This is a genomic window from Aliiglaciecola lipolytica, assembly GCF_018860635.1.
GTDB lineage: Bacteria > Pseudomonadota > Gammaproteobacteria > Enterobacterales > Alteromonadaceae > Aliiglaciecola > Aliiglaciecola lipolytica_A.
This window is the reverse complement of record NZ_JAHKPT010000036.1, coordinates 80,974-100,679: the sequence shown is the minus strand read 5'-3', so window position 1 is coordinate 100,679 and position 19,706 is coordinate 80,974. Positions and strand designations below refer to the sequence as shown.

Genomic DNA, 19,706 nt, shown 5'->3' with positions numbered 1-19,706 from the left:
TGTAGCACTTTTCGCTATGTTGATTGCTGGTAGTGCCCTGTGTGCCCCTGCATTTGCTGGAGATGCAGAAAAAGGCAAGAGTAAGTCTGCTACTTGTGCAGCTTGTCACGGGTCTAATGGAATTTCTATGATCCCTATGTATCCAAATTTAGCTGGTCAAAAAGAGCAGTATTTGGTTTTACAAATGAAAGCATTTCGTAGTGGCGAGCGTAACAATATGGTTATGGCACCTATGGCTAAGGGCCTAAGCGACGAGGATATTGATGATTTAGCGGCTTATTTCGCGAGCCTGAATCCGGCTGGATAAATTGTAAGTAACAGTTTGTGACAGGAGGTTTAATACCTCCTGTTTATTGCTGACGCATTTTTTTCGAAATAGATCTTTTTCGAAACCTTAACGTATCTACTGAAATTAAATAACAGAGATTTCTTATGATCGTTCTACATCACCTCAATAATTCACGTTCGCAACGCATTTTGTGGTTGCTCGAAGAGCTTGAATTAGACTACCAAATTAAACATTACAAGCGTGATGCAAATACCAACCTTGCGCCTTCTACGTTAAAGTTAATTCACCCTTTAGGAAAGTCGCCCGTTATTACCGATGGTGACGTTACGGTTGCTGAGTCGGGTGCGATTATCGAATACTTAGTTGAGCATTATGGTGAGCATTTGAAACCTAAAGCGCACACTGAAGCCCTTAGACAATACCAATATTGGTTACATTTTGCCGAGGGAACTCTGATGCCGCCCATGGTAGCGAAACTGGTTTTTGATAAAGTTAGAGCTAATGCGAAACCATTTTTCATCAAAATAATTGCCAACAAAATTGCTGATAAAGTCATGGATGGTTATTACATGCCAATGATTTCAGGTAATTTGGAGTATGTTGATACTCACTTACAAAATAATCTCTGGTTTGCTGGCGATGAGCTCTCAGGTGCCGATTTCCAAATGAGTTTTCCATTGGAAGCGAGCTTCTCTCGTGGAGGAGGTAAGCAATATCCCGCTATTGCTGCTTATGTGCAAAAAATCCATCAGCGCGAAGCTTACAAGCGGGCATTGCAAAAAGGTGGCGAGTACGCCTACGCTTGAGTTACGCCTTGAGGCTTTTAACTCCCATTAACGTGCCGACTTATTTGTGCTAAAAAGCGCTCTCCGTAGCGCTCTAATTTAGTGTTTCCTACGCCACTTATTTGTAGAAATTGGGATGCATTTTCTGGTAAAAATTCAGCCATATCTGCCAGACTAGCATCACTGAACACGACAAATGGGGGCACGTCATCTTGTTCGGCAATTGTCTTGCGTAAATGTTTTAACTTGGCGAATAAGGCTCGATCATAATATCGCTTGTCGTTTTTACTTCGTTTGGTGGTTTCTAACGCAAGGCGCGGCACAGCAAGGGTAACCATCACTTCAGATTTTAAGATTGGTCGAGCTGCCTCAGTGAGTTTCAAGTTGGCGTTTTGGGTAATATCTATTCGAATTAAACCTTGATGAATAAGTTGGCTGATCACGTTGTGCCAGTAGGCTTCTGATTGGTCTTTGCCAATCCCGTGGGTGGGAAGTTTGTCATGTTGTTGTTCAATAATGCGTTTGTGGTTTTTTCCCCGCAGAACATCGATAACGTATTGAGTTGCCACGGTTTGACCTAGTCTGAATATGCAGGAAAGTACTTTTTGCGCTTGAATGGTGCCGTCAAAACGTTTGGGTGGGTCGATACAGATGTCGCAGTTACCACAATGGGCGCCACTGTACTCGGAAAAATAATTGAGGAGTACTTGACGTCGACAGGTTTGTGCATCAGCAAAGGCTTCCATGGCCGCAAATTTTTGCAGTTCTACTTCGTGACGCTCGGTATTTTCACCCATGCTGATCCATTGACGAATGCGGGCGGCGTCTTTTTCGTCATATAACAATAAGGCTTCCGCTGGCATGCCATCGCGTCCAGCTCGGCCGGTTTCTTGATAATATGATTCGACGCTTCGTGGCAAGTCAAAATGCACGACGTAGCGTACATTGGATTTGTTGATGCCCATTCCGAAGGCAACTGTGGCGACGATCACATCTATATTGTCTTGAATGAAGTCCCGTTGGATTTTATCTCTTATCTCTGGCTCTAGGCCTGCGTGATAACCGGCGCTATTAATCCCTTGTTTGGCTAATTTAAAGCTTAGTTCATCTACTTTGGCGCGACTGTTGCAATAAACAATTCCGCTGCCTTCTTGGTTTTTTACGTAGTGGATGAGCTGATCTACTGCTTTGTATTTTGAGAGTAAATTGTAGCGTATGTTGGGTCTGTCAAAACTACTTCTGAATACAAATGGATTGTGTAAATTCAATTGTTGGGAGATATCGGCTCTGGTTGCGATGTCGGCTGTTGCTGTTAGGCCCATAACGGTGGTGTTGGGAAAATGCTTTTTTAATTGGCCGAGAAGTCGGTAGTCTTGTCTGAAATCGTGTCCCCAGTGGGAAACACAATGGGCTTCATCTACTGCAATTAAACTTAAATTTAGGGTGTGTAGACGGTCGATAAATTCCAATTGCATGAGTCTTTCTGGGGCAACGTAGAGTAATTTAAATTTGCCGTCTTGTAGTTGCCGATAGATATTGACCAACTGCTCACGGGGAATTGATGAGTTAATGTAGGTTGCGGCAACACCTGATGCGGTTAATGCATCAACTTGATCTTTCATTAATGAAATAAGTGGAGATACGACAACGGTTAATCCGGGCAATAGCAAAGCGGGAACTTGGTAACATAGGGATTTTCCGCCACCAGTGGGCATTAAAACCAGCGCGTCACGTCCGTTTAGGACTTGCTCGATGATTTGTTGTTGTCCATCCCTGAAGTTGTCATAACCGAAAACATCTTTTAGCACTTTTACTGCTGGCGCTGCAAAATCTTTGCTTGCTAGGGGGTTGCTGGTGGCAGTAGACAAGTAGTTTCCTCGTACGAATCAAAAATGGTGTTGAATTGGAATTAGTAATGATGATTTTACTTAAAAAGCGCCTTGGGGTATACGCTATAAACACCAAATATTAATGGGATCTAATATGACACAAAATAACATGGATACAACTGTACGTTTGAGTTCTGAGGCGTTAGGTGAATTTGTGATGCATATGTTTAGTGAGCAAATGCCATTTAATAAGCTACTTGGACTAAAAATCGATAAATTGAGCGCTGATGAGGTTGAGGTTAGGTTGCCTTGGGATGACAAGTTAATGGGTAACCCTATTCACAAAATTTTGCATGGGGGGGTTACTGCAGCAATTTTGGATACGGTGGGCGGGGTGATGGCCATTTTGTATTCTATTAAGGATTTTGGAGATATTAGTTTGGATGAGTTTCAGGGCTCGTTTTCTAATGTTGGCACTATCGATATGCGGGTTGATTATTTGCGGCCAGGCAAGGGAAAAGAGTTTATCGCTACGGCGAAGGTGATTCGCAAGGGCAAGAAAGTCGCCGTGTGTAGAATGGAACTACATAATGAGACAGGCACTCACATCGCATTTGGGACAGCCACTTATATGGTTGGTTAGCATCGCATTTGGGACAGCCACTTATATGGTTGGTTAGCACATCGCATTTGGGACAGGCACATATACTTCGCTTTCGAGACAGTCATATATAAAACCACAAATAGGACAGTCTTTAGTGAAAATATATTGTGATTAAGCAGTAAGTGCAAATGTTCAAGGGTGTTTTTGACCTAAGAACAGCCGATACTCTTTGTTTATACCGTATTTATGTTGTCTTGGTCGATTTAGCCAAATTAGAAAGGACAGCAGGTAAGTGGATGTATTTGGAATAATCGGTGGTTTATGGAGTGAGGCTATTGGGCTATCCTTCTGCTGCCTTTTAGTCTGCCCCTCCCCGTGTTTAGCATAAAACTTTCCATCGACCTTGGCTCACCAGCAGCCACGCCAAAATATTTCTCAAAATTATGAAGAAGATTCATCCAAAGCTGTTCACTGCACCCGAAAGTTCGAATTATTGATGGCTGTGTAGTTTCGTTTCTACTTGCCGAATCAAACCCTTGAGCGCTAAAGCGAATAAGTTGTATGTAATCATCTAAGCGAAACGGTAATTCGGTTCGCTGATTTTGAATTGGACTATGCTCAAAAGCCATTAATGACGTTGGTTGATAGCCTTGGCGAAGTGCATCTATGCGTCGCTTAATACTTGTGTGCTCGGAAGATTCGGGGTTGTAAGCTATTTGGGACCGAATTGGGTTCAAATCAACATAAGCTAAACAAGCTGCTAAAGCCTTTTCATCTAATAGTGCTTGGGATTTAAACCGCCCTTCCCAGAAATGTCCTGTACAGTCATCTTCTTGATTAGCTTTTCGAGCAATAGGCTCATTGAGTTCACGCATAAACCAGCTAATATCGTACAAGCGTTTCCGATAGATGGATATGGTGTTAGCAATGGTTTCTAGCTGAATGCTAGAACGTTCAGCAGAATTGTTTTTCATATAGAATTGCTGAACAAGATCCGTTGGCTTGTGTATTTTTTGCCAACGTTTAAAGACCTCGAAATCTGATAATTTTAAGGCTTCAATTTTATTTATATGCAAGACCACGTGAACATGGTTACTCATGACCGCGTAAGCGCACACATCAAGGCAAAATACAGAAGCAAGCAGGAGCAATCTATCTTCTACCCATTGTCTGCGGTGTTCGTAATTTTTGCCAGAATACTTGTCATGACCACACAAAAAAGCACGACGAACACACCGCGACATACAATGATAATAGGGGGTATCTTCAAGACTGATTTGATGCTTCCTGGGCAGCGGCATATAAAACTCCGAACACTAAATATTGTGCACAAGCATAGCGCTTAGGGCGCTAAACACCAGTCCAGTTTAGGTCGAGTTTTTATGACTGTCTCAGTCGAGGTTTGATCACTTAAGTTGATTATAACTAGTGCCTGTCCTGGATAGACGAATTAGGATTCAGGTGACTGTCCTTTATGGAGTCCTTTATGGAATTCTGCTTTTTATCACATTTTTTGAATCGGAATAGTAAGAACTGATTGGGTATTAACTTTCTTTAATTTCTTCGGCTTTATTGAAAGATTTTATTTTTTGCGTTAAATCTTCGATTTGTAATTTAAACGATTCTTTCTGATTTTCATCAGCTTGTTTGAGTCGCTCATTTAACTCAACTAATTGCGTTTTTAACTGTTCTAAAAGTACTTCTTTTTGTTCTGCCTCTTCAGCTTTGTCAAAAATCACCTGATCTACAGTCGACTCACTATTCTCATTGTTAACTCGTTGTTTAGGTGGAATAATTTTGACGTCATCTGGAATTTTACGTTGGTTCATGAAACTAGGGGACATGATTTCGATATCGTTTTCGTGAAGGATATTTAAAACCTCCCGGTTCAGTCGAGTTCTCGAGCTGATTAGACTCTTAACTTCTTCCAATTTACCACTGATTTTGTAGGTTACCGAAAAGTCCCCTAGCTCAACAATATGCACAAAAGGGTCGGTTAGTTGGCAATTGGTAGCAGCTTGTAACAACATGGTTTCAATTGTTGAATTATGAATATCATATCCAAGGGATAAACTTGTAGAGATAATTGTGCCTGATGTACGAGTCACTGTGATGGGATTCGTGATCATAAACGTATTGGGCAGAGCTACTAAATCTCTAACTTCTGTCTGGATTTCTGTATCTAACAATCCACGCTCCACAACTCGCCCAAAGAAGCTTCCTACTTGAACAAAATCACCAGTGTGAAATGGTTTCGTAATTCTTAGCATTATTCCAGCTAATAAATTGGCAAAAATGGTACTAGAAGAGAACGCAAAAATCCCTGAGATGACTAAACCAATTAAACCTATGATTTGATTGCGAGAACTTTCGCTCACTGGTAATGCAAATACTGTCGCCAGTAATGCCACTAAGGTCAATCCAAGCATTATTAACTGTCGCGAAAACAGTTTTTCATTTCCAGCATCAGCTTGTTTAACTATCAATATATTGTGCGCACTCCAAAGCACCACAAATACAATTAAAAGGGTTATCAATAGCGGTATAAAAGAAAGTGTTAGTTCTAACAATGAATCTGTTGAAAACATAAATTATTCCAGTGTAAAAATAGAGTAGGTTTAAATTCGATAATCCAAATAAGGTTCAAATATAGAACGTAAATCTACCTTAGCTTTGAGTTTCATCGCTAACAAAAATAAGCCACCTAGCTTTCGGTGCAAGAAAATAGTATCTACAGGGGGCGTATGCACATAGCTTTTGTCTATACTCATTTGGGTGCCGATTACCCTTAATCGATCTAACAAATCGCTAGTTGAAAAATCGTAGCCCCCCTCTAAATAAAGTGGCTCACAGGATAAGTAACACATTTCAGTTATATCGACTTGTGTTTTTTCTGAAAGGGTAGTGGTCATTAAGCCTAATTCCAACGCATTATCAGCGACTCCATTTTTGTCGTTTCGATATCCAGCTTGCATTAACTGGAGATACGCCTGAGCCATAGACTTGTTGTATTCTCTCGTTGCGCCAAAATCTAACAATACAATCTTTTCAGCGTCGTTATCATACAAAAAATTTGCAAAATTCGGATCGGTTTGAATAAGTTGAAACTCAAATAACTCTCTGAAAAATAGTGAAAAAAGGTCGCTTACGACTTTGTTTCGCAGTGTTTGACTTGCTTCACTGAGGTTTTCAATTGGTTCTCCATCTAAAAAAGTCATGGCTAACACAGTCTCGCTACTTAATTCCGGCATCCAGTGAGGAATTACAAACCTGTCGTCAGTTCCTAATAAAGAACCGTACTGTTCTAAGCGTTTACCTTCTAAAATGTAATTAGCTTCTTCGTGCAATTGCGCTTTAGCTTCAGATAAAAGTGGTCCAATATTTATTCCCTTAGGTAGAAGGCCTGATAATTTTATTAAACTCGCGACGTTATCTACATCGCTGTTGATACTCTCTTTAATTCCTGGATACTGGACCTTAATCGCTAATCGTCGCAAATTACTGTCAATTGCTTTGTGAACTTGGCCAATAGAAGCAGATGCAATGGGGTTCAACTGAAATTGGATAAATTGCGATTGCCATTCACCTCCCCAATGTGATTCCAAGACAGTCATCAATTCTGCTCGAGGCATAGATTTAGCGTCAGATCGTAATCGAGCTAATAAATCAGATAATTCTTTGGGCAACACATCACCGCCATCCATCGAAATTAACTGTCCAACTTTCATGGCCGCGCCACGCATTTGAGCAAGTTGATCTGCTACCCGTTTGACATTTGACGGTGTCAGCAGCAGATCTTTTACTTTTGGCCGGTTACCTTTAGCAAGCTCAGAAACGCCCTCTGAAATCATATTCCCTGCAATCCGGGAAGCTAAACTTCCCATTTTTGCAAATCGAGAAACTCTACCTTTCGGTATCTTTGCTTCCTCTAAAGGTGGTTTTTTTGTCATTTTATTTATTCTTTAGATTGGGATAGCGTTCTGACAGCTTCTTTTCGAACGCTAAACAGGCTGGGGTTTGCCCTGCACTTTCAATATCTGCGCAACTTAATTCTGTTATTGAGTCTATACACGCAATGGCAGAATCTTCGAAATCCATGTTTCCCTTAACCGCGTTTGTATCCATCATACTTTTACACATATTATCCACTACACCATCTATCATCACTCGCATTTCTGGAGGGATACCATCTGTTGTTCCTATCTGTTCTGTCACACAAACTTTAATATGATCACACAAACGTATAGATGCTTCTTCAATGTTCTCCGCAAAAGTTACCGAGGAAAACAAGGTTAGAATAAGTGTTACTACTGTAGTTGGGCGAAACATACTCGCTCCTTATGGTTTAACGATATGAGTTATTGGACAGCCACTTTTGTTGGCGACTGATAAAGTAATAAATGTCACAAACATGGCTGTCTAAAATGAACTTCAAACGTGCCTGTCCAAAATAAACGAACATGCCTGTCCAAGATAAACGTTAATATTAGTTGGTATTCAATGATGCCTGTCCATGTTATGAAATCAAAATAGAACAAATTGGTGAGAATGTCAGCAAACAGATTCGATATGGAAGATATTTTGTTGCAATAACTTGGTGAAACATGAGGTATAATTGTGAAAAGTGTATTGTTTAGGAGAAGTTATGAGAATTTGCGGTGTTGAACTAAAAGGTAGTGAAGCCAATTTATGTTTGTTGTCTTTGGAAAACGAAGTGTTTCATATTCCAGATTGCCGTGCGCGCAAGTTAACTTATCCTAAACAGGATTCTACAGAAGAAGTTCGGGAATTTCAGTTTACATTTAAAAAATTGATGGAAGACTACAAGATTGACGCTGTGGTTATTCGTGAACGTCCAACCAAAGGCAAATTTGCAGGCAGTGCGGCTGGTTTTAAAATGGAAGCGGCAATTCAATTAATTGAAGAATTAAAGGTCGAAGTTTTGGCGCCAACGTTTATCAAAGAAATTTTAAAACGTAATCCAATTCCCGTGCTATTTTCAGAAACAGGTTTGAAAATGTTTCAGGAAGTGGCCTTTAGCACCGCTTTCGCTTACTTAATGAAAGAAAAGTACGGAATGGAACAACAACCGGTAGAATGAAATCAATCAATTTCGCGATTCAAATTGATTTCGAAAAACGTCGGTATTAAATCTACGCGGAGGATCTTAATGATTCTTTGCTTGCAGGTTTGATCAATAAAATATCCGCAAGCTTATTTAATATCGCCGAGGCTTTTAAAGCGCATTGCGGCCTAATGTTAATTGTGAAATCGTGTCATATTGTTGGTTGTCGTCATATATTCAATTCTTTGTAATCAAATCGTTGTTGACGTTTTGTTATTATTCGCTCGAAACTTCGAGTTCATTTTTCTGGTTGTTGTAAATTCATGTCTGATAAATCGTTGAAAGCAGGCGTTATTTTCGCCGTTGCTGCATATGCCATGTGGGGTTTTGCTCCGCTATATTTCAAAATGCTGATGGTGATGCCTGCGGCAGAAATCCTCGTACATAGAGTGATTTGGTCTGCTCTGCTATTAGTGGTTTTAGTATTGGCCTTAAAGCAGCTACCAAAAGTTCAAGCTGCATTAAAAAATCCACGAGTAATTAAAATTTTATTGATATCGGGATTACTGTTAGCTGGGAATTGGCTGTTGTTTATTTGGGCTGTCAACAATGGTCATCTACTCGATGCTAGCCTAGGTTACTATGTTAACCCTTTGCTTAATGTCTTCTTAGGTCGCATGTTTTTAGGGGAGCGATTACGGAGAATGCAGAAAATTGCTGTGGCGATTGCACTTTTCGGCGTTTTAATCTTACTGTTTTCCTATGGGGAACTACCTTGGATTGCCCTGCTACTGGCATCTAGTTTTGGTGTTTATGGATTGCTCAGAAAGCAAGTTGCAGTAGATTCTTTGCCAGGACTGTTAATCGAAACCATGATGATGTTGCCATTTGCCATCTTCTATTGGCTGTTTTTTGCTTCCCAAATGAGTAACCTATTCAGTAATGATGCAGATCTAAACGCATTATTAATAGGGGCAGGAATTATTACAACCGCACCCTTATTATGTTTTACCGCGGCTGCTCGCCGTATACGATATTCTACATTGGGCTTTTTCCAATATATCGGCCCTAGCATTATGTTTATTTTGGCTGTGTACTTGTATGACGAGCCCTTGCATGAGGCGCGTTTAGTCACATTCGGATTTGTTTGGTTAGCTTTAGTGATTTTTAGCTTTGATTCTTATCGGGCATATCGTAAATCTTTGAAATGCATGGGGGTGTAACAATTATCCCTGCTTTTAGTCAAGGTCGCCAATCACTCGGTTGCGACCTTGGGCCTTGGCTTTATAAAGGTGTTCGTCAGCTACGGTTAACATCGACTCTATTTTTTTACTAGCGCGGCTCGTCACTCCAACGCTCAATGTGCATGAGTGGCTAATACCTTTACTCTTTATTATTTTTTTACTTACTTCTTCGCGAAAAGTATTTAGCAGTTCAACTGCATGAGCATGGTCGACATTCGCCATAAAAATACAAAACTCTTCGCCACCGAAACGTGAGAAGTGAAAAGATGAAAAGTGGCGAACAATTATCTTTGAAACTTCTTTTAGCACTACATCTCCGAAGTCATGGCCAAAAGAGTCGTTAATTAATTTGAAGTTGTCCAAGTCGATTAAAGCTAACGACATTTGTGCCTGTCCACGGTGGATGGTGTTGTTAACTTTATTAAAGAAGTGTCGGCGATTGGGGAGTCCGGTTAAATAATCTGAGTTGGCCGCTTGTCTAATTGCTTCTATCTGCTCGATATGTTCGACGTTTTGTACGATTCTGCAAAAAAATTCTTCGTGACAATAAGGCTTTCGTAAAAAATCATTCGCGCCACTCTTTATGAATTGAGCTAATAACGAAGCGCTCATGTTCGTTGACAAACCAATAATGCTTAATTGATCTTTATCGTAAAGTTTTCTGGCTTCTGAGACTAATTCCAACCCTGTCGTATCGGCCAATTGTTCTTCAACTAACATCAATTTTATAAGTGGGTGTCTTTGTAACAGGGTTAGTGCTTGTTCGGCGCTTGAGGCTTCGTAAGTGATGAAGTTATGCCGGGCTATCAATGAAGATTGCTTATTGCGATCGCGCCTAGATTTATCTACCAATAACACCCCAATCTGTTTGTTTTTTTCTAATCTGATTAATAGCCGGCTCAGATATTCGAACATTTGTGCGTTTTGCTTAGGGATATAATCAACTACAGGTTTGGCCAAAATATTCTCGCGAACATCCTCTTCAACACCACTGGTTATAACAATGGTAGGAATAAAGGCATCTATGGTGAAATTAATTGCCTGTCCATGAGGAGCGTCGGGAAGGGAATAGCCAACAACCGCGCACAAATAAAGCTCTGGTGATGTAGTTTCAAAAATGATTTTCGCTTGAGCTAACGTATTGGCTAACACTACATCTAAGTTAGCTTTGCCAATGACACGCTTGAGCACGCGCACACTTGATTCACTATCTTCTATTAACAGAACCTTAAATTTCATTGGCAATTCAGTTCGTTTTAAATTTTTTCCAATTTAGCATAGGCCAACATTAGCCACTTTGTCCCTATGTTGTCAAAATTCACTTCAACTCGGGCATGTTCACCGCTTCCTTCGTAATTTAAAACGGTTCCTTCTTGAAACTTACTATGTTTGACCCGTTGTCCTAGCTGAAACCCGGTAGACTCAAACGCCATATGCGATGTTGCTGGTTGAAAGCGGTTTTGAATCGGGCGGCTGACGGTTGTTCGCAGGCGCACTTCCTCAATACATTCACTGGGAATTTCTTTGATAAAACGTGATGGTGTATGGTATTTATCTTGGCCATATAACCGTCTTGATTCGGCATAAGTCATGTATAGTTTTTGCATCGCACGGGTCATACCGACATAACAAAGTCTGCGTTCTTCCTCTAAGCGCCCGGGCTCTTCATGGCTCATCTGGCTGGGGAACATACCTTCTTCAACACCGGCTAAGAAAACTAATGGAAATTCCAAGCCTTTTGCTGAATGTATTGTCATCATTTGCACGGCGTCTTGGTGGGCATCGGCTTGTGATTCACCTGCTTCCAATGATGCGTGGGCTAGGAACGCTGATAAGGGAGTCATGTTTTCAGCCTCTTCAGGGGCTTCGAATTGCTTACAAGCGGTCACGAGTTCCTCAAGGTTTTCGATACGAGCTTGGGCTTTTTCACCTTTTTCCGCCTGATACATAGCAAATAGGCCTGAATTTTTGATGACATGATCAGCCTGCTGGTCTAATTCAAACTCTTGTACTTCAACTTGTAACTTCAATATTAACTCGACGAAGCGCTGAAGTGCGGTGGCTGCTCTTCCTGAAAAACGCTTTTCACGGAGCATGTCATTGGTGGCTTGCCACATTGATAACTCTTCATTACGAGCTGTTTCTCGAATTAATCCAAGGGTTTTATCTCCAATCCCACGAGTTGGCGTGTTCACAACTCGCTCATAAGCTGCATCATCTATTGGTTGATTAATCAGCCTTAGGTACGCTAGGGCATCTTTGATTTCTTGGCGTTCGAAAAAGCGTAATCCGCCGTATATCCTATACGCCACCGACTCCTGTAACAGAGCTTCTTCTAGAACCCGGGATTGAGCGTTGTTGCGATACAAAATGGCACAATCTGCTAACGCATCACCTTTGTCGCTCCATTCCTTAATCCGTGCCACAATGAATCGAGCTTCATCCAGTTCATTGAAGCCTGCATACATCGAGATGGCTTCGCCTTCGGCATCTTCAGTCCATAGGTCTTTGCCTAGTCGCCCTTGGTTATTATCTATCACCGCATTAGCGGCTTTGAGAATATTGCCTGTTGAGCGATAGTTCTGTTCTAGTCGAATTGTCTTGGCGCTAGGAAAGTCCCGCAAAAAGTGCTGAATATTTTCCACATTGGCGCCACGCCAGCCGTATATGGATTGATCATCGTCACCTACAATCATCATGTTGTTGTCTGCACAGCTCAAAATGCGCAACCAAGCATATTGGATGTTGTTAGTGTCTTGGAATTCATCGACCAAAATTGTGCGGAAACGTTTTTGGTAATGTCTGAGTACATCGGGGTTGTTCAGCCACAATTCATGGGCGCGCAGCAATAACTCAGCAAAATCTACCAAGCCTGAGCGATCACAGGTTTGTTGATAAGCTTGGTATATGTCTTTCATGGTTTGTTTGGTTGGATCACCCTGAGTATCTATGTGCTCAGGTCGCAGGCCTTCGTCTTTATTGCCATTGATGTACCATTGAATCGATTTAGGTTGCCAATTCTTTTCATCTAAATTAAGCGATTTAATCACCCGACGAACTAATCGATACTGGTCATCAGAGTCCAATATCTGAAAATTCTCAGGTAAGCGTGCCTCTTTGAAATGAGTTCTAAGCAGTCTATGGGCGAGTCCGTGAAAGGTACCAATCCACATAGTGTGCAATCCTGAACCCATTAAACGTTCTACTCGACCACGCATTTCTCTGGCTGCTTTATTGGTAAATGTCACGGCAAGAATGCTAAAAGGAGCAAGTTGCTCAACTTCCATTAACCAAGCAATACGATGCACAAGCACTCGAGTTTTGCCACTTCCGGCACCGGCTAAAACCAACATATCGGACGGGGGTGCTGCCACCACTTCACGTTGTTTATCGTTAAGTTGGTCTAAAAGTCGAGATACATCCATAACAAGCTTATTTAAATTTATTGATTAATAGACGAAGTATATCAGTTATACTGTGTTTTTATACATCGAAAGGGCTGGTTTTGTGACTTTTACCCAGCAATATGCAAACTGAGCTTGTATTTGAACGTTTTTGCCCGCACATCCGTTCTAATAAACTAACATAAGACAAAAGTGACTTACCCTACGTTTGGGTAGAATTCAATTGAGGAGAACTAGATGCCAATCGATAATTTCTGGAAGAGATTAAAAGCTGAAGCTGAAGAATTAGTGGAAAGCGAGCCTCTCTTAGCCAGCTATGTGCATGCTTGTATTCTCGCTCACCACAACTTTGAGACGTCTTTGAGCTTCATTCTTTCCAATAAAATCCAAGATGAGGTTATGCCCGCGCTCGCTATTCGCGAAGTGCTTGACCAAGCCTATACATTGAGTCCCGAAATTGTAGAGTCAGCAATCGAAGACATTGAAGCTGTGTTAACCCGAGATCCTGCAGTAGATAAAATTCTCACTGTATTGTTGTATTTTAAAGGCTTTCAAGCGATTCAGGCTTATCGATTGTCCCATTATTTATGGGCCAAAAACCGTAAGCAATTAGCCCTGTTTGTGCAAAGTCGAAACTCCGAAGTCTTCGGTGTTGATATCCACCCTGCCGCAGTGATTGGCAAAGGCGTAATGTTTGACCACGCAACTGGTATTGTTATTGGTGAAACAGCCGTTGTGGAGGATCATGTTTCAATTCTACAATCCGTCACGTTAGGCGGAACTGGTAACGAGTCCGGCGATCGTCACCCTAAAGTACGCCAGGGCGTCATGGTGGGAGCAGGGGCCAAAATTCTCGGTAATATAGAGATTGGTGCAGGTGCTAAAGTTGGTGCTGGTAGTGTGGTTCTCAAGAACGTACCTAAGCACGTTACAGTTGCAGGAGTGCCTGCGAAAATTGTCGGTGTACCTAGTTGTCCTAATCCTTGTGAAACAATGAACCAAAATATTTACGAAGATTAATGGTTGGGCAGATAAGTCGACCATAAAGCGTCTCGTTATTCCCCTGTAGGCGGGTGTTTTAGGCCGAGTTTGTCATCGCTTTTCCACGGGCTGAAGCCCGTGCTACAGACATTAGTAGCACGGTATTTATGCCGTGGATTGGTTGAATTGTTTACTGAGAGCTAAAGCCCGTGCTACAAGGGCGCAAATGTATTTGGTTATTTATCTGTAGGCGGGTGCTTTAGGCTCGTGTTATAAGAGCGAACTGTTCCGTATTTAATTTTCAATCAATAAATTTAACTCTTCCAAATCATCTAATTGAACATGAGGAAGGACTGTGGTCTTTTCTTGAGTTAAATGCATTTTCCGGTTGTAGGCGTACCAACCGCTTTGCATGCCCGCATTGATTGCGCCCATCACATCTTTTTCTAAGTTATCACCCACATGTAGAATCTCTTTGGGATCTACTTTCAATGTTGAACTTGCCAGCGTAAACATCGCATCGTGAGGCTTCATCGGCCGTTCCAAATTGGCTTTAAAACAATGGCTAAAATACTCACTAATACCAATCTGTTGCAGGTTCACGTTACCGTTGGTGATAGCAACCAGAGGGAGTTTATTAGCCAACTTAGACAACAAGGCACATATTTCTTGGTTCACTTGAAAGTTACTGCGATGGTGATAAAAGAAATCAAAACAGTCATCCACCGCTGAGCTGAGATGGTGATCTTGATAACCCGCTTTTTGTAATCCTGTTTGTAATGTATGTTTGCGTAAAGCCCCCATATCTGAGGCCAGTTGAGGTTGACTTTGTAAATGTTCTAGTTTGAATTGTTGCCAATCTTGGTAGGAAAACTCTGATGTTTTTGGGTAGCTAGCAGACAAATAGTTTAGTAGCTTTCTTTCAGCTTCCATAATAAAGGGATAGTTGTCATACAACGTATCATCTAAATCAAAACTAATGGCTTTTATTGGGGAAAAATTCCGATAAAATTTCATTCAGGAATACCTATTCTTCAACCTTAAAATGTTTTTTATTCGTCAATACTGGAAGTCTGACTACTATTTGTTTTTTCGCGACCGAGGGTGTGCGTTGTCGTACACCTTGGATAAATGCTGAAAATCCAAGTGTGTATACACTTGGGTGGTCGACAAATTCGCATGACCTAGTAGCTCTTGTACTGCGCGTAAATCTCCGCTGGATTCTAACATATGAGTGGCATAAGAATGTCGCAACTTGTGTGGATTTACTTTTTGGTCAATATGTTGTTTGTGTGCCCATAATTGCATTCGCTTGGCAATTTGACGGTGGCTTATGCGGCGTTTGTGCATACTAACAAACAGCGCTTGTTCGTCGGCAGGGGGAGTCATTTGACTGCGTACCGCCAACCATTTATTTAACCAAGTTATGGCTGTCTTACCAACCGGTATCACACGCTCTTTACGACCTTTACCGAATACTCTAATTTGACCTTTGGTGACTATGTCTTGCAAGTTTAAGCCAGACAATTCGGCTAAACGTAATCCACAACCGTACGTTAGTTCCATCATTGCTCGGTCACGCACCGCCAACACAGATTCTGGATCTATTTCCAGTAATTGACCAACTTGGTCTACATTCAAGTGTTTCGGCAGTGGCCTGCCAAGTTTAGGTGTTTGTACGGCTTTCGCTGGGTTAGTTTTGAGTACACTCTGAGCGACTAGAAATTGGCAAAACGTGCGTAATGCAGACAAACGCAATGCAATTGAGCGCGGGGCTAAATTTTTGCGTCTAGCCTGACTCAAAATAGATTTAATATGATGAGTAGTTAGTTCAGACCAACTTGATATGTCTAACTGTTCACTTATCGAGTGCAGTTGTCGCTGGTAGTTTTCTATTGTTTTGGGTGAAAGGTTTCTTTCGTATTTTATGAACGAAAAAAATTTTTCCAGCCAGTGGTCTAAGGCTGGAGCGTCCATGGTTAATATCCAGCCAAGTTTGGCAGCAGTACGTTTAAGAACTGTTGCAACTGAGTTATCAGTAAAGTATCCATATCTGGATTGAAATGACTTGGGTCTTTACTGCCAATGGCTAAAATGCCTAGTTCGCCTTTTTCACCTAGCAGCATAAGAGCGACAGATTCAACGTTTCCTTCTTTGAACAGCAACTGCTTTTCATGTTGGCTTAAGCGGCCGAAGAAAAAACAGTCTTGTTTAAAACGCTTTTCAATAAATAATTTGCGTTGAATCTCTGGTAACGCATGGGCACCGCTGAACGATTTTAACGTGACAGCAGATAATCGTAGCTTTTGGCACATAACATCTTCAAGTACATCTTGGACTTCGCTAAAAAATCGGCAACTGAGTAATTGAAGGTTCAAATCTGCATAAATACGGTATATTTGTTCGTTTTGCTTTGCTATCGAAATGAGTTGATTGAGCTTGTGGGACAATTCGCGATTTTTCTTGCGTAATTGTTCTGATTGCAACTCAACCAGAGAAATACTGCCTTTTTGTTGATGAGAAATGACGAGTTTTTCCGCCAATTCTGGATACTCAACAAAAAAATCAGGATTCTCTAACAAGTAGTCTTTTACGTCTTTATCGCTAACGACGTCTGCCACTTTTTCATAATTAGTTAGCATTTCCCTATTTACCTGTTGTTGTGCTGTATCACTCATATTATGAGGGTTCCATCAAAAATATGTTCCGCAGGACCAGTCATTTTTAATACATTGTCTTTACCTTGCCAACGTATTTTTAATGTACCACCGGGTAGGTCAACTTGTACATCTTTGCTTAGTTTACCTTGAATCTGACCAATTGCCACTGCTGCACAAGCACCCGTTCCACAAGCTAAAGTTTCACCTGCTCCGCGTTCGTGTACTCGCAGTTTTATATGATTTTCGTTGATTATTTGCATGAACCCAACATTGACGTTTTCAGGAAATCTGTCATGGGTTTCAAGTAATGGGCCGATGTTTTCTACATCTGCAGTTTGCACGTCATCAACTTCAAGCACGCAATGGGGATTCCCCATTGACACCGACCCAACCATAAAGGTTTGCTCTTGTGCTCGAATCAAATAAATTTTTTCTTCTTTATTGGCTTTTAAAGGTATCTTTGCTGGCTCGAAAATCGGGCGTCCCATATTTACGGTGACTTGGCCGTCTTTTTCAAGATACAACACTATTTTGCCAGACTTAGTACTAACCACCACTTTATTACGGTTAGTTAACCCCTTTATTTTTACAAACTTTGCAAAGCATCTTGCGCCATTGCCGCACTGAGAAACCTCCGAACCATCGGCATTAAAAATACGATAGTGGAAGTCTTGTTCCGGATCATAAGGCGGTTCAACCAACAACAGTTGGTCGAAGCCTATGCCAAAGTTTCTATCAGCCAATTGCTGAATTTTATCTTTCGAAAAAAATACATTTTGCGTGACATTGTCGATAACGACGAAATCGTTGCCAAGACCATGCATCTTAGAAAATTGAATTTGCATTATTACTACTAAAAGTTTTGTTACGGTTATATTAACCTACATATGCGGCGACCAAAATAGCTATTTTGCAGTCTATTTGCGACACACACTAAAAACAACGTAAATTCAGGTAACTAATTTACATGTTATCGCTACGAAATAACGTGTTCACCCTTCCACAGGTCAGATAACACTTCTCGTTCACGTGCTAAATGTAATTGGTTTTTATCAACAATTATTTCAGCTGGACGACAACGGCTGTTGTAATTTGACGCCATCACAAAACCGTAAGCACCTGCACTGCGCACAACCAACAAGTCGTTAGGAGCAATTTCCAGCTCTCGGTCTTTACCAATGAAATCTCCGGTTTCGCAAATTGGACCAACGATGTCATAGATTGCCTTAGGCTTGCCTGTACTCAGTTCCGCAGGAATGATGTTTTGCCAAGCTGAATAAAGTGCTGGACGAATTAAATCATTCATTGCGGCATCTACTATGGCGAAGTTTTTCTCTTCCCCTTGTTTAATAAATTCTACTTTGGTGATGAGAATACCTGCGTTTGCCATAATCGCACGTCCAGGTTCAAATATTAGCTTAAGCTCTGGGCGCTGCTGCATGCGCGTCATAAGTGCTTCAACGTACTGATCGGGATGGGGCGGCGTTTCATCTTTATACGCCACGCCTAAACCACCGCCGACATCGAGGTGACTGATGGTGATACCCAGTTCGGCCAGCTCATCAATCAGTAATAACAATCTGTCTAGTGCATCTACGAATGGCACTATATCGGTGAGTTGTGAGCCAATATGACAGTCCATGCCTTTAATTTCTAAATGCTCATAGCTAGCGGCAAGCTTATAAATGGCAACCGCGTTTTCTCGTGGTATACCAAATTTGTTGGCTTTGAGCCCTGTTGAAATATAGGGGTGCGTTTTAGCATCCACATCGGGATTTACGCGAATAGAAATTGGCGCGACTACATTGAGTTTAGATGCAACTTTATTGATCCGCTCTAATTCAGGAGCAGACTCAACGTTAAAACATAAAATGTTTTTAGACAGAGCAAATTCAATTTCTTGTTCGGTTTTACCGACTCCAGAAAATACCACTTTAGTTGGATCACCACCGGCTTCAATTACGCGAGATAATTCACCGCTTGAGACGATATCAAAACCAGAGCCTAGCTTCGCCATGACCGAAAGCACACCTAAATTGGAATTTGCTTTCACCGCGTAACAAATCAGGTGAGCATGCTTACCTGCAGCTTTGTCAAAAGCATGCCAGTGACGCTCTATTGTTGCTCTGGAATAAACATAACAAGGTGTCCCAAACTGCTCTGCAATCTGTTGAACCGGCACATCTTCGGCGTGAAGGGTAGAGTCTTGATACTGAAAATAATCCAACTACGACTGCTCCTCTGAGTCATCTAAATTTTGCTCTGCGGTGGGTGAGTTTTGCTCAGTGGGATGAATTAGTTCACCCTTAAGCCCACATCCTGAAATGATAAAAATGAACGCCAATAAGGAAAGCATACGAATCGCAAAACACAGATTTTTGAACACTGATATCACCTAACAATTACGAAAGGCTATATCATCTCATCAAAAGCAAAAAAAACAAGCATTGCCACTGCCTGATTTGGGATAAGACATGCAATAAATTAATAATTGCCTCTAAATCAAGGTCACTTACGTCGCTGTCACATTAAACTGACGCCGCACTTTTTCTTTTTAGGACTGCTTGTTAGGACAGCCACCCAAAGGGGCTTGTTAGGACAGCCACCCAAAATGGCATGTTAGGACAGCCATCCAAAAAGGCTTGTTAGGACAGCCATCCAAAGGGGCATGTTAGGACAGCCACCCAAAGGGGCCATGTTTGGACAGCCACCCAAAGGGGGCATGTTTGGACAGCCACCCAAAGGGGGCATGTTTGGACAGCCATGCAAAAGAGGTGCATGTTAGGACAGCCACCCAAAGGTGCATGTTAGGACAGCCACCCAAAGGGGCATGTTAGGACAGCCA

19 protein-coding genes are annotated in these 19,706 nt (G+C 41.5%); 6 read left to right on the top strand and 13 right to left on the bottom strand.

The annotated features are described in order from the left end of the window. Positions 1-16: 16 nt before the first annotated feature. Both KO530_RS21520 and KO530_RS21515 read left to right on the top strand, forming a co-directional pair. On the top strand, positions 17-307 hold the full coding sequence (locus tag KO530_RS21520) for a c-type cytochrome (RefSeq protein ID WP_252729426.1): 291 nt from the start codon (positions 17-19) through the stop codon (positions 305-307). A gap of 125 nt (positions 308-432) precedes the next feature. Further along, positions 433-1,095 (top strand): glutathione S-transferase, encoded by a 663-nt coding sequence (locus tag KO530_RS21515; protein ID WP_216050528.1) that lies wholly within the window; start codon positions 433-435, stop codon positions 1,093-1,095. Between the two features lie 17 nt (positions 1,096-1,112). Here KO530_RS21515 and recQ read toward each other — a convergent pair whose 3' ends face one another. Then, positions 1,113-2,942 carry a DNA helicase RecQ gene (gene recQ, locus KO530_RS21510; RefSeq protein WP_216050527.1) on the bottom strand — a complete coding sequence of 610 codons (1,830 nt, stop codon included), beginning with the start codon at positions 2,940-2,942 and terminating at the stop codon, positions 1,113-1,115. Between the two features lie 130 nt (positions 2,943-3,072). Here recQ and KO530_RS21505 point away from each other — a divergent pair, with 130 nt between their 5' ends. After that, the gene (locus KO530_RS21505; protein WP_436792315.1) at positions 3,073-3,546 is read left to right on the top strand and encodes a thioesterase family protein; all 474 of its coding nucleotides are present in this window, start codon (positions 3,073-3,075) and stop codon (positions 3,544-3,546) included. Between the two features lie 293 nt (positions 3,547-3,839). Here the strand turns inward: KO530_RS21505 and KO530_RS21500 are convergent, their stop codons facing one another. From KO530_RS21500 to KO530_RS21485, 4 genes are all read right to left on the bottom strand, one after another. After that, positions 3,840-4,808, bottom strand: coding sequence for a transposase (locus tag KO530_RS21500; protein WP_216050525.1), 969 nt, complete (start codon positions 4,806-4,808; stop codon positions 3,840-3,842). A gap of 243 nt (positions 4,809-5,051) precedes the next feature. Further along, positions 5,052-6,095: a mechanosensitive ion channel family protein gene (locus KO530_RS21495; RefSeq protein ID WP_216050524.1), complete on the bottom strand. Its 1,044-nt coding sequence runs from the start codon at positions 6,093-6,095 to the stop codon at positions 5,052-5,054. A gap of 30 nt (positions 6,096-6,125) precedes the next feature. Then, on the bottom strand, positions 6,126-7,457 hold the full coding sequence (locus KO530_RS21490; RefSeq protein WP_216050523.1) for an ABC1 kinase family protein: 1,332 nt from the start codon (positions 7,455-7,457) through the stop codon (positions 6,126-6,128). A 1-nt stretch (position 7,458) separates the two neighbouring features. Beyond that, positions 7,459-7,836 carry a hypothetical protein gene (locus KO530_RS21485; RefSeq protein ID WP_216050522.1) on the bottom strand — a complete coding sequence of 126 codons (378 nt, stop codon included), beginning with the start codon at positions 7,834-7,836 and terminating at the stop codon, positions 7,459-7,461. A gap of 316 nt (positions 7,837-8,152) precedes the next feature. Here KO530_RS21485 and KO530_RS21480 point away from each other — a divergent pair, with 316 nt between their 5' ends. Beyond that, entirely contained in the window at positions 8,153-8,608 is a 456-nt protein-coding gene (locus KO530_RS21480; protein WP_216050521.1) for a DUF3010 family protein, read from the top strand. A gap of 287 nt (positions 8,609-8,895) precedes the next feature. Continuing rightward, entirely contained in the window at positions 8,896-9,795 is a 900-nt protein-coding gene (gene rarD / locus KO530_RS21475) for an EamA family transporter RarD (RefSeq protein ID WP_216050520.1), read from the top strand. Positions 9,796-9,810: 15 nt separating this feature from the next. Here the strand turns inward: rarD and KO530_RS21470 are convergent, their stop codons facing one another. Together KO530_RS21470 and uvrD are read right to left on the bottom strand one after the other, a co-directional pair. Continuing rightward, positions 9,811-11,055, bottom strand: a complete 1,245-nt coding sequence (locus KO530_RS21470) for a diguanylate cyclase (protein ID WP_216050519.1) — start codon at positions 11,053-11,055, stop codon at positions 9,811-9,813. Positions 11,056-11,072: 17 nt separating this feature from the next. Further along, entirely contained in the window at positions 11,073-13,241 is a 2,169-nt protein-coding gene (gene uvrD / locus KO530_RS21465; protein WP_216050518.1) for a DNA helicase II, read from the bottom strand. 216 nt (positions 13,242-13,457) lie between these two features. Here uvrD and cysE point away from each other — a divergent pair, with 216 nt between their 5' ends. After that, positions 13,458-14,240: a serine O-acetyltransferase gene (gene cysE / locus KO530_RS21460; protein ID WP_216050517.1), complete on the top strand. Its 783-nt coding sequence runs from the start codon at positions 13,458-13,460 to the stop codon at positions 14,238-14,240. A 255-nt stretch (positions 14,241-14,495) separates the two neighbouring features. On the opposite strand, the gene KO530_RS21455 is transcribed toward cysE, so the two are convergent. From KO530_RS21455 to KO530_RS21430, 6 genes are all read right to left on the bottom strand, one after another. Then, positions 14,496-15,218 (bottom strand): HAD-IA family hydrolase, encoded by a 723-nt coding sequence (locus KO530_RS21455; RefSeq protein ID WP_216050516.1) that lies wholly within the window; start codon positions 15,216-15,218, stop codon positions 14,496-14,498. Positions 15,219-15,281: 63 nt separating this feature from the next. Next, positions 15,282-16,178, bottom strand: a complete 897-nt coding sequence (gene xerC, locus KO530_RS21450; protein ID WP_216050515.1) for a tyrosine recombinase XerC — start codon at positions 16,176-16,178, stop codon at positions 15,282-15,284. A 2-nt stretch (positions 16,179-16,180) separates the two neighbouring features. Beyond that, the gene (locus KO530_RS21445) at positions 16,181-16,879 is read right to left on the bottom strand and encodes a DUF484 family protein (RefSeq protein ID WP_216050514.1); all 699 of its coding nucleotides are present in this window, start codon (positions 16,877-16,879) and stop codon (positions 16,181-16,183) included. Further along, positions 16,876-17,706: a diaminopimelate epimerase gene (dapF, locus tag KO530_RS21440; protein WP_216050513.1), complete on the bottom strand. Its 831-nt coding sequence runs from the start codon at positions 17,704-17,706 to the stop codon at positions 16,876-16,878. The genes KO530_RS21445 and dapF overlap by 4 nt, the downstream gene beginning before the upstream one ends. A 131-nt stretch (positions 17,707-17,837) precedes the next feature. After that, positions 17,838-19,088 (bottom strand): diaminopimelate decarboxylase, encoded by a 1,251-nt coding sequence (lysA, locus tag KO530_RS21435; RefSeq protein WP_216050512.1) that lies wholly within the window; start codon positions 19,086-19,088, stop codon positions 17,838-17,840. Then, positions 19,089-19,247, bottom strand: a complete 159-nt coding sequence (locus KO530_RS21430; protein WP_216050511.1) for an LptM family lipoprotein — start codon at positions 19,245-19,247, stop codon at positions 19,089-19,091. Positions 19,248-19,706: the final 459 nt, after the last annotated feature.

Excerpts from the sequence above, each read along its gene's own strand:
- uvrD (WP_216050518.1), bottom strand. The coding sequence starts at position 13,241 with ATGGATGTATCTCGACTTTTAGACCAACTTAACGATAAACAACGTGAA.
- cysE (WP_216050517.1), top strand. The coding sequence starts at position 13,458 with ATGCCAATCGATAATTTCTGGAAGAGATTAAAAGCTGAAGCTGAAGAA.
- rarD (WP_216050520.1), top strand. The coding sequence starts at position 8,896 with ATGTCTGATAAATCGTTGAAAGCAGGCGTTATTTTCGCCGTTGCTGCA.
- KO530_RS21485 (WP_216050522.1), bottom strand. The coding sequence starts at position 7,836 with ATGTTTCGCCCAACTACAGTAGTAACACTTATTCTAACCTTGTTTTCC.
- KO530_RS21470 (WP_216050519.1), bottom strand. The coding sequence starts at position 11,055 with ATGAAATTTAAGGTTCTGTTAATAGAAGATAGTGAATCAAGTGTGCGC.
- KO530_RS21490 (WP_216050523.1), bottom strand. The coding sequence starts at position 7,457 with ATGACAAAAAAACCACCTTTAGAGGAAGCAAAGATACCGAAAGGTAGA.
- KO530_RS21480 (WP_216050521.1), top strand. The coding sequence starts at position 8,153 with ATGAGAATTTGCGGTGTTGAACTAAAAGGTAGTGAAGCCAATTTATGT.
- KO530_RS21500 (WP_216050525.1), bottom strand. The coding sequence starts at position 4,808 with ATGCCGCTGCCCAGGAAGCATCAAATCAGTCTTGAAGATACCCCCTAT.
- KO530_RS21520 (WP_252729426.1), top strand. The coding sequence starts at position 17 with ATGTTGATTGCTGGTAGTGCCCTGTGTGCCCCTGCATTTGCTGGAGAT.
- KO530_RS21445 (WP_216050514.1), bottom strand. The coding sequence starts at position 16,879 with ATGAGTGATACAGCACAACAACAGGTAAATAGGGAAATGCTAACTAAT.
- KO530_RS21515 (WP_216050528.1), top strand. The coding sequence starts at position 433 with ATGATCGTTCTACATCACCTCAATAATTCACGTTCGCAACGCATTTTG.
- KO530_RS21495 (WP_216050524.1), bottom strand. The coding sequence starts at position 6,095 with ATGTTTTCAACAGATTCATTGTTAGAACTAACACTTTCTTTTATACCG.
- KO530_RS21505 (WP_436792315.1), top strand. The coding sequence starts at position 3,073 with ATGGATACAACTGTACGTTTGAGTTCTGAGGCGTTAGGTGAATTTGTG.
- KO530_RS21455 (WP_216050516.1), bottom strand. The coding sequence starts at position 15,218 with ATGAAATTTTATCGGAATTTTTCCCCAATAAAAGCCATTAGTTTTGAT.
- dapF (WP_216050513.1), bottom strand. The coding sequence starts at position 17,706 with ATGCAAATTCAATTTTCTAAGATGCATGGTCTTGGCAACGATTTCGTC.
- xerC (WP_216050515.1), bottom strand. The coding sequence starts at position 16,178 with ATGGACGCTCCAGCCTTAGACCACTGGCTGGAAAAATTTTTTTCGTTC.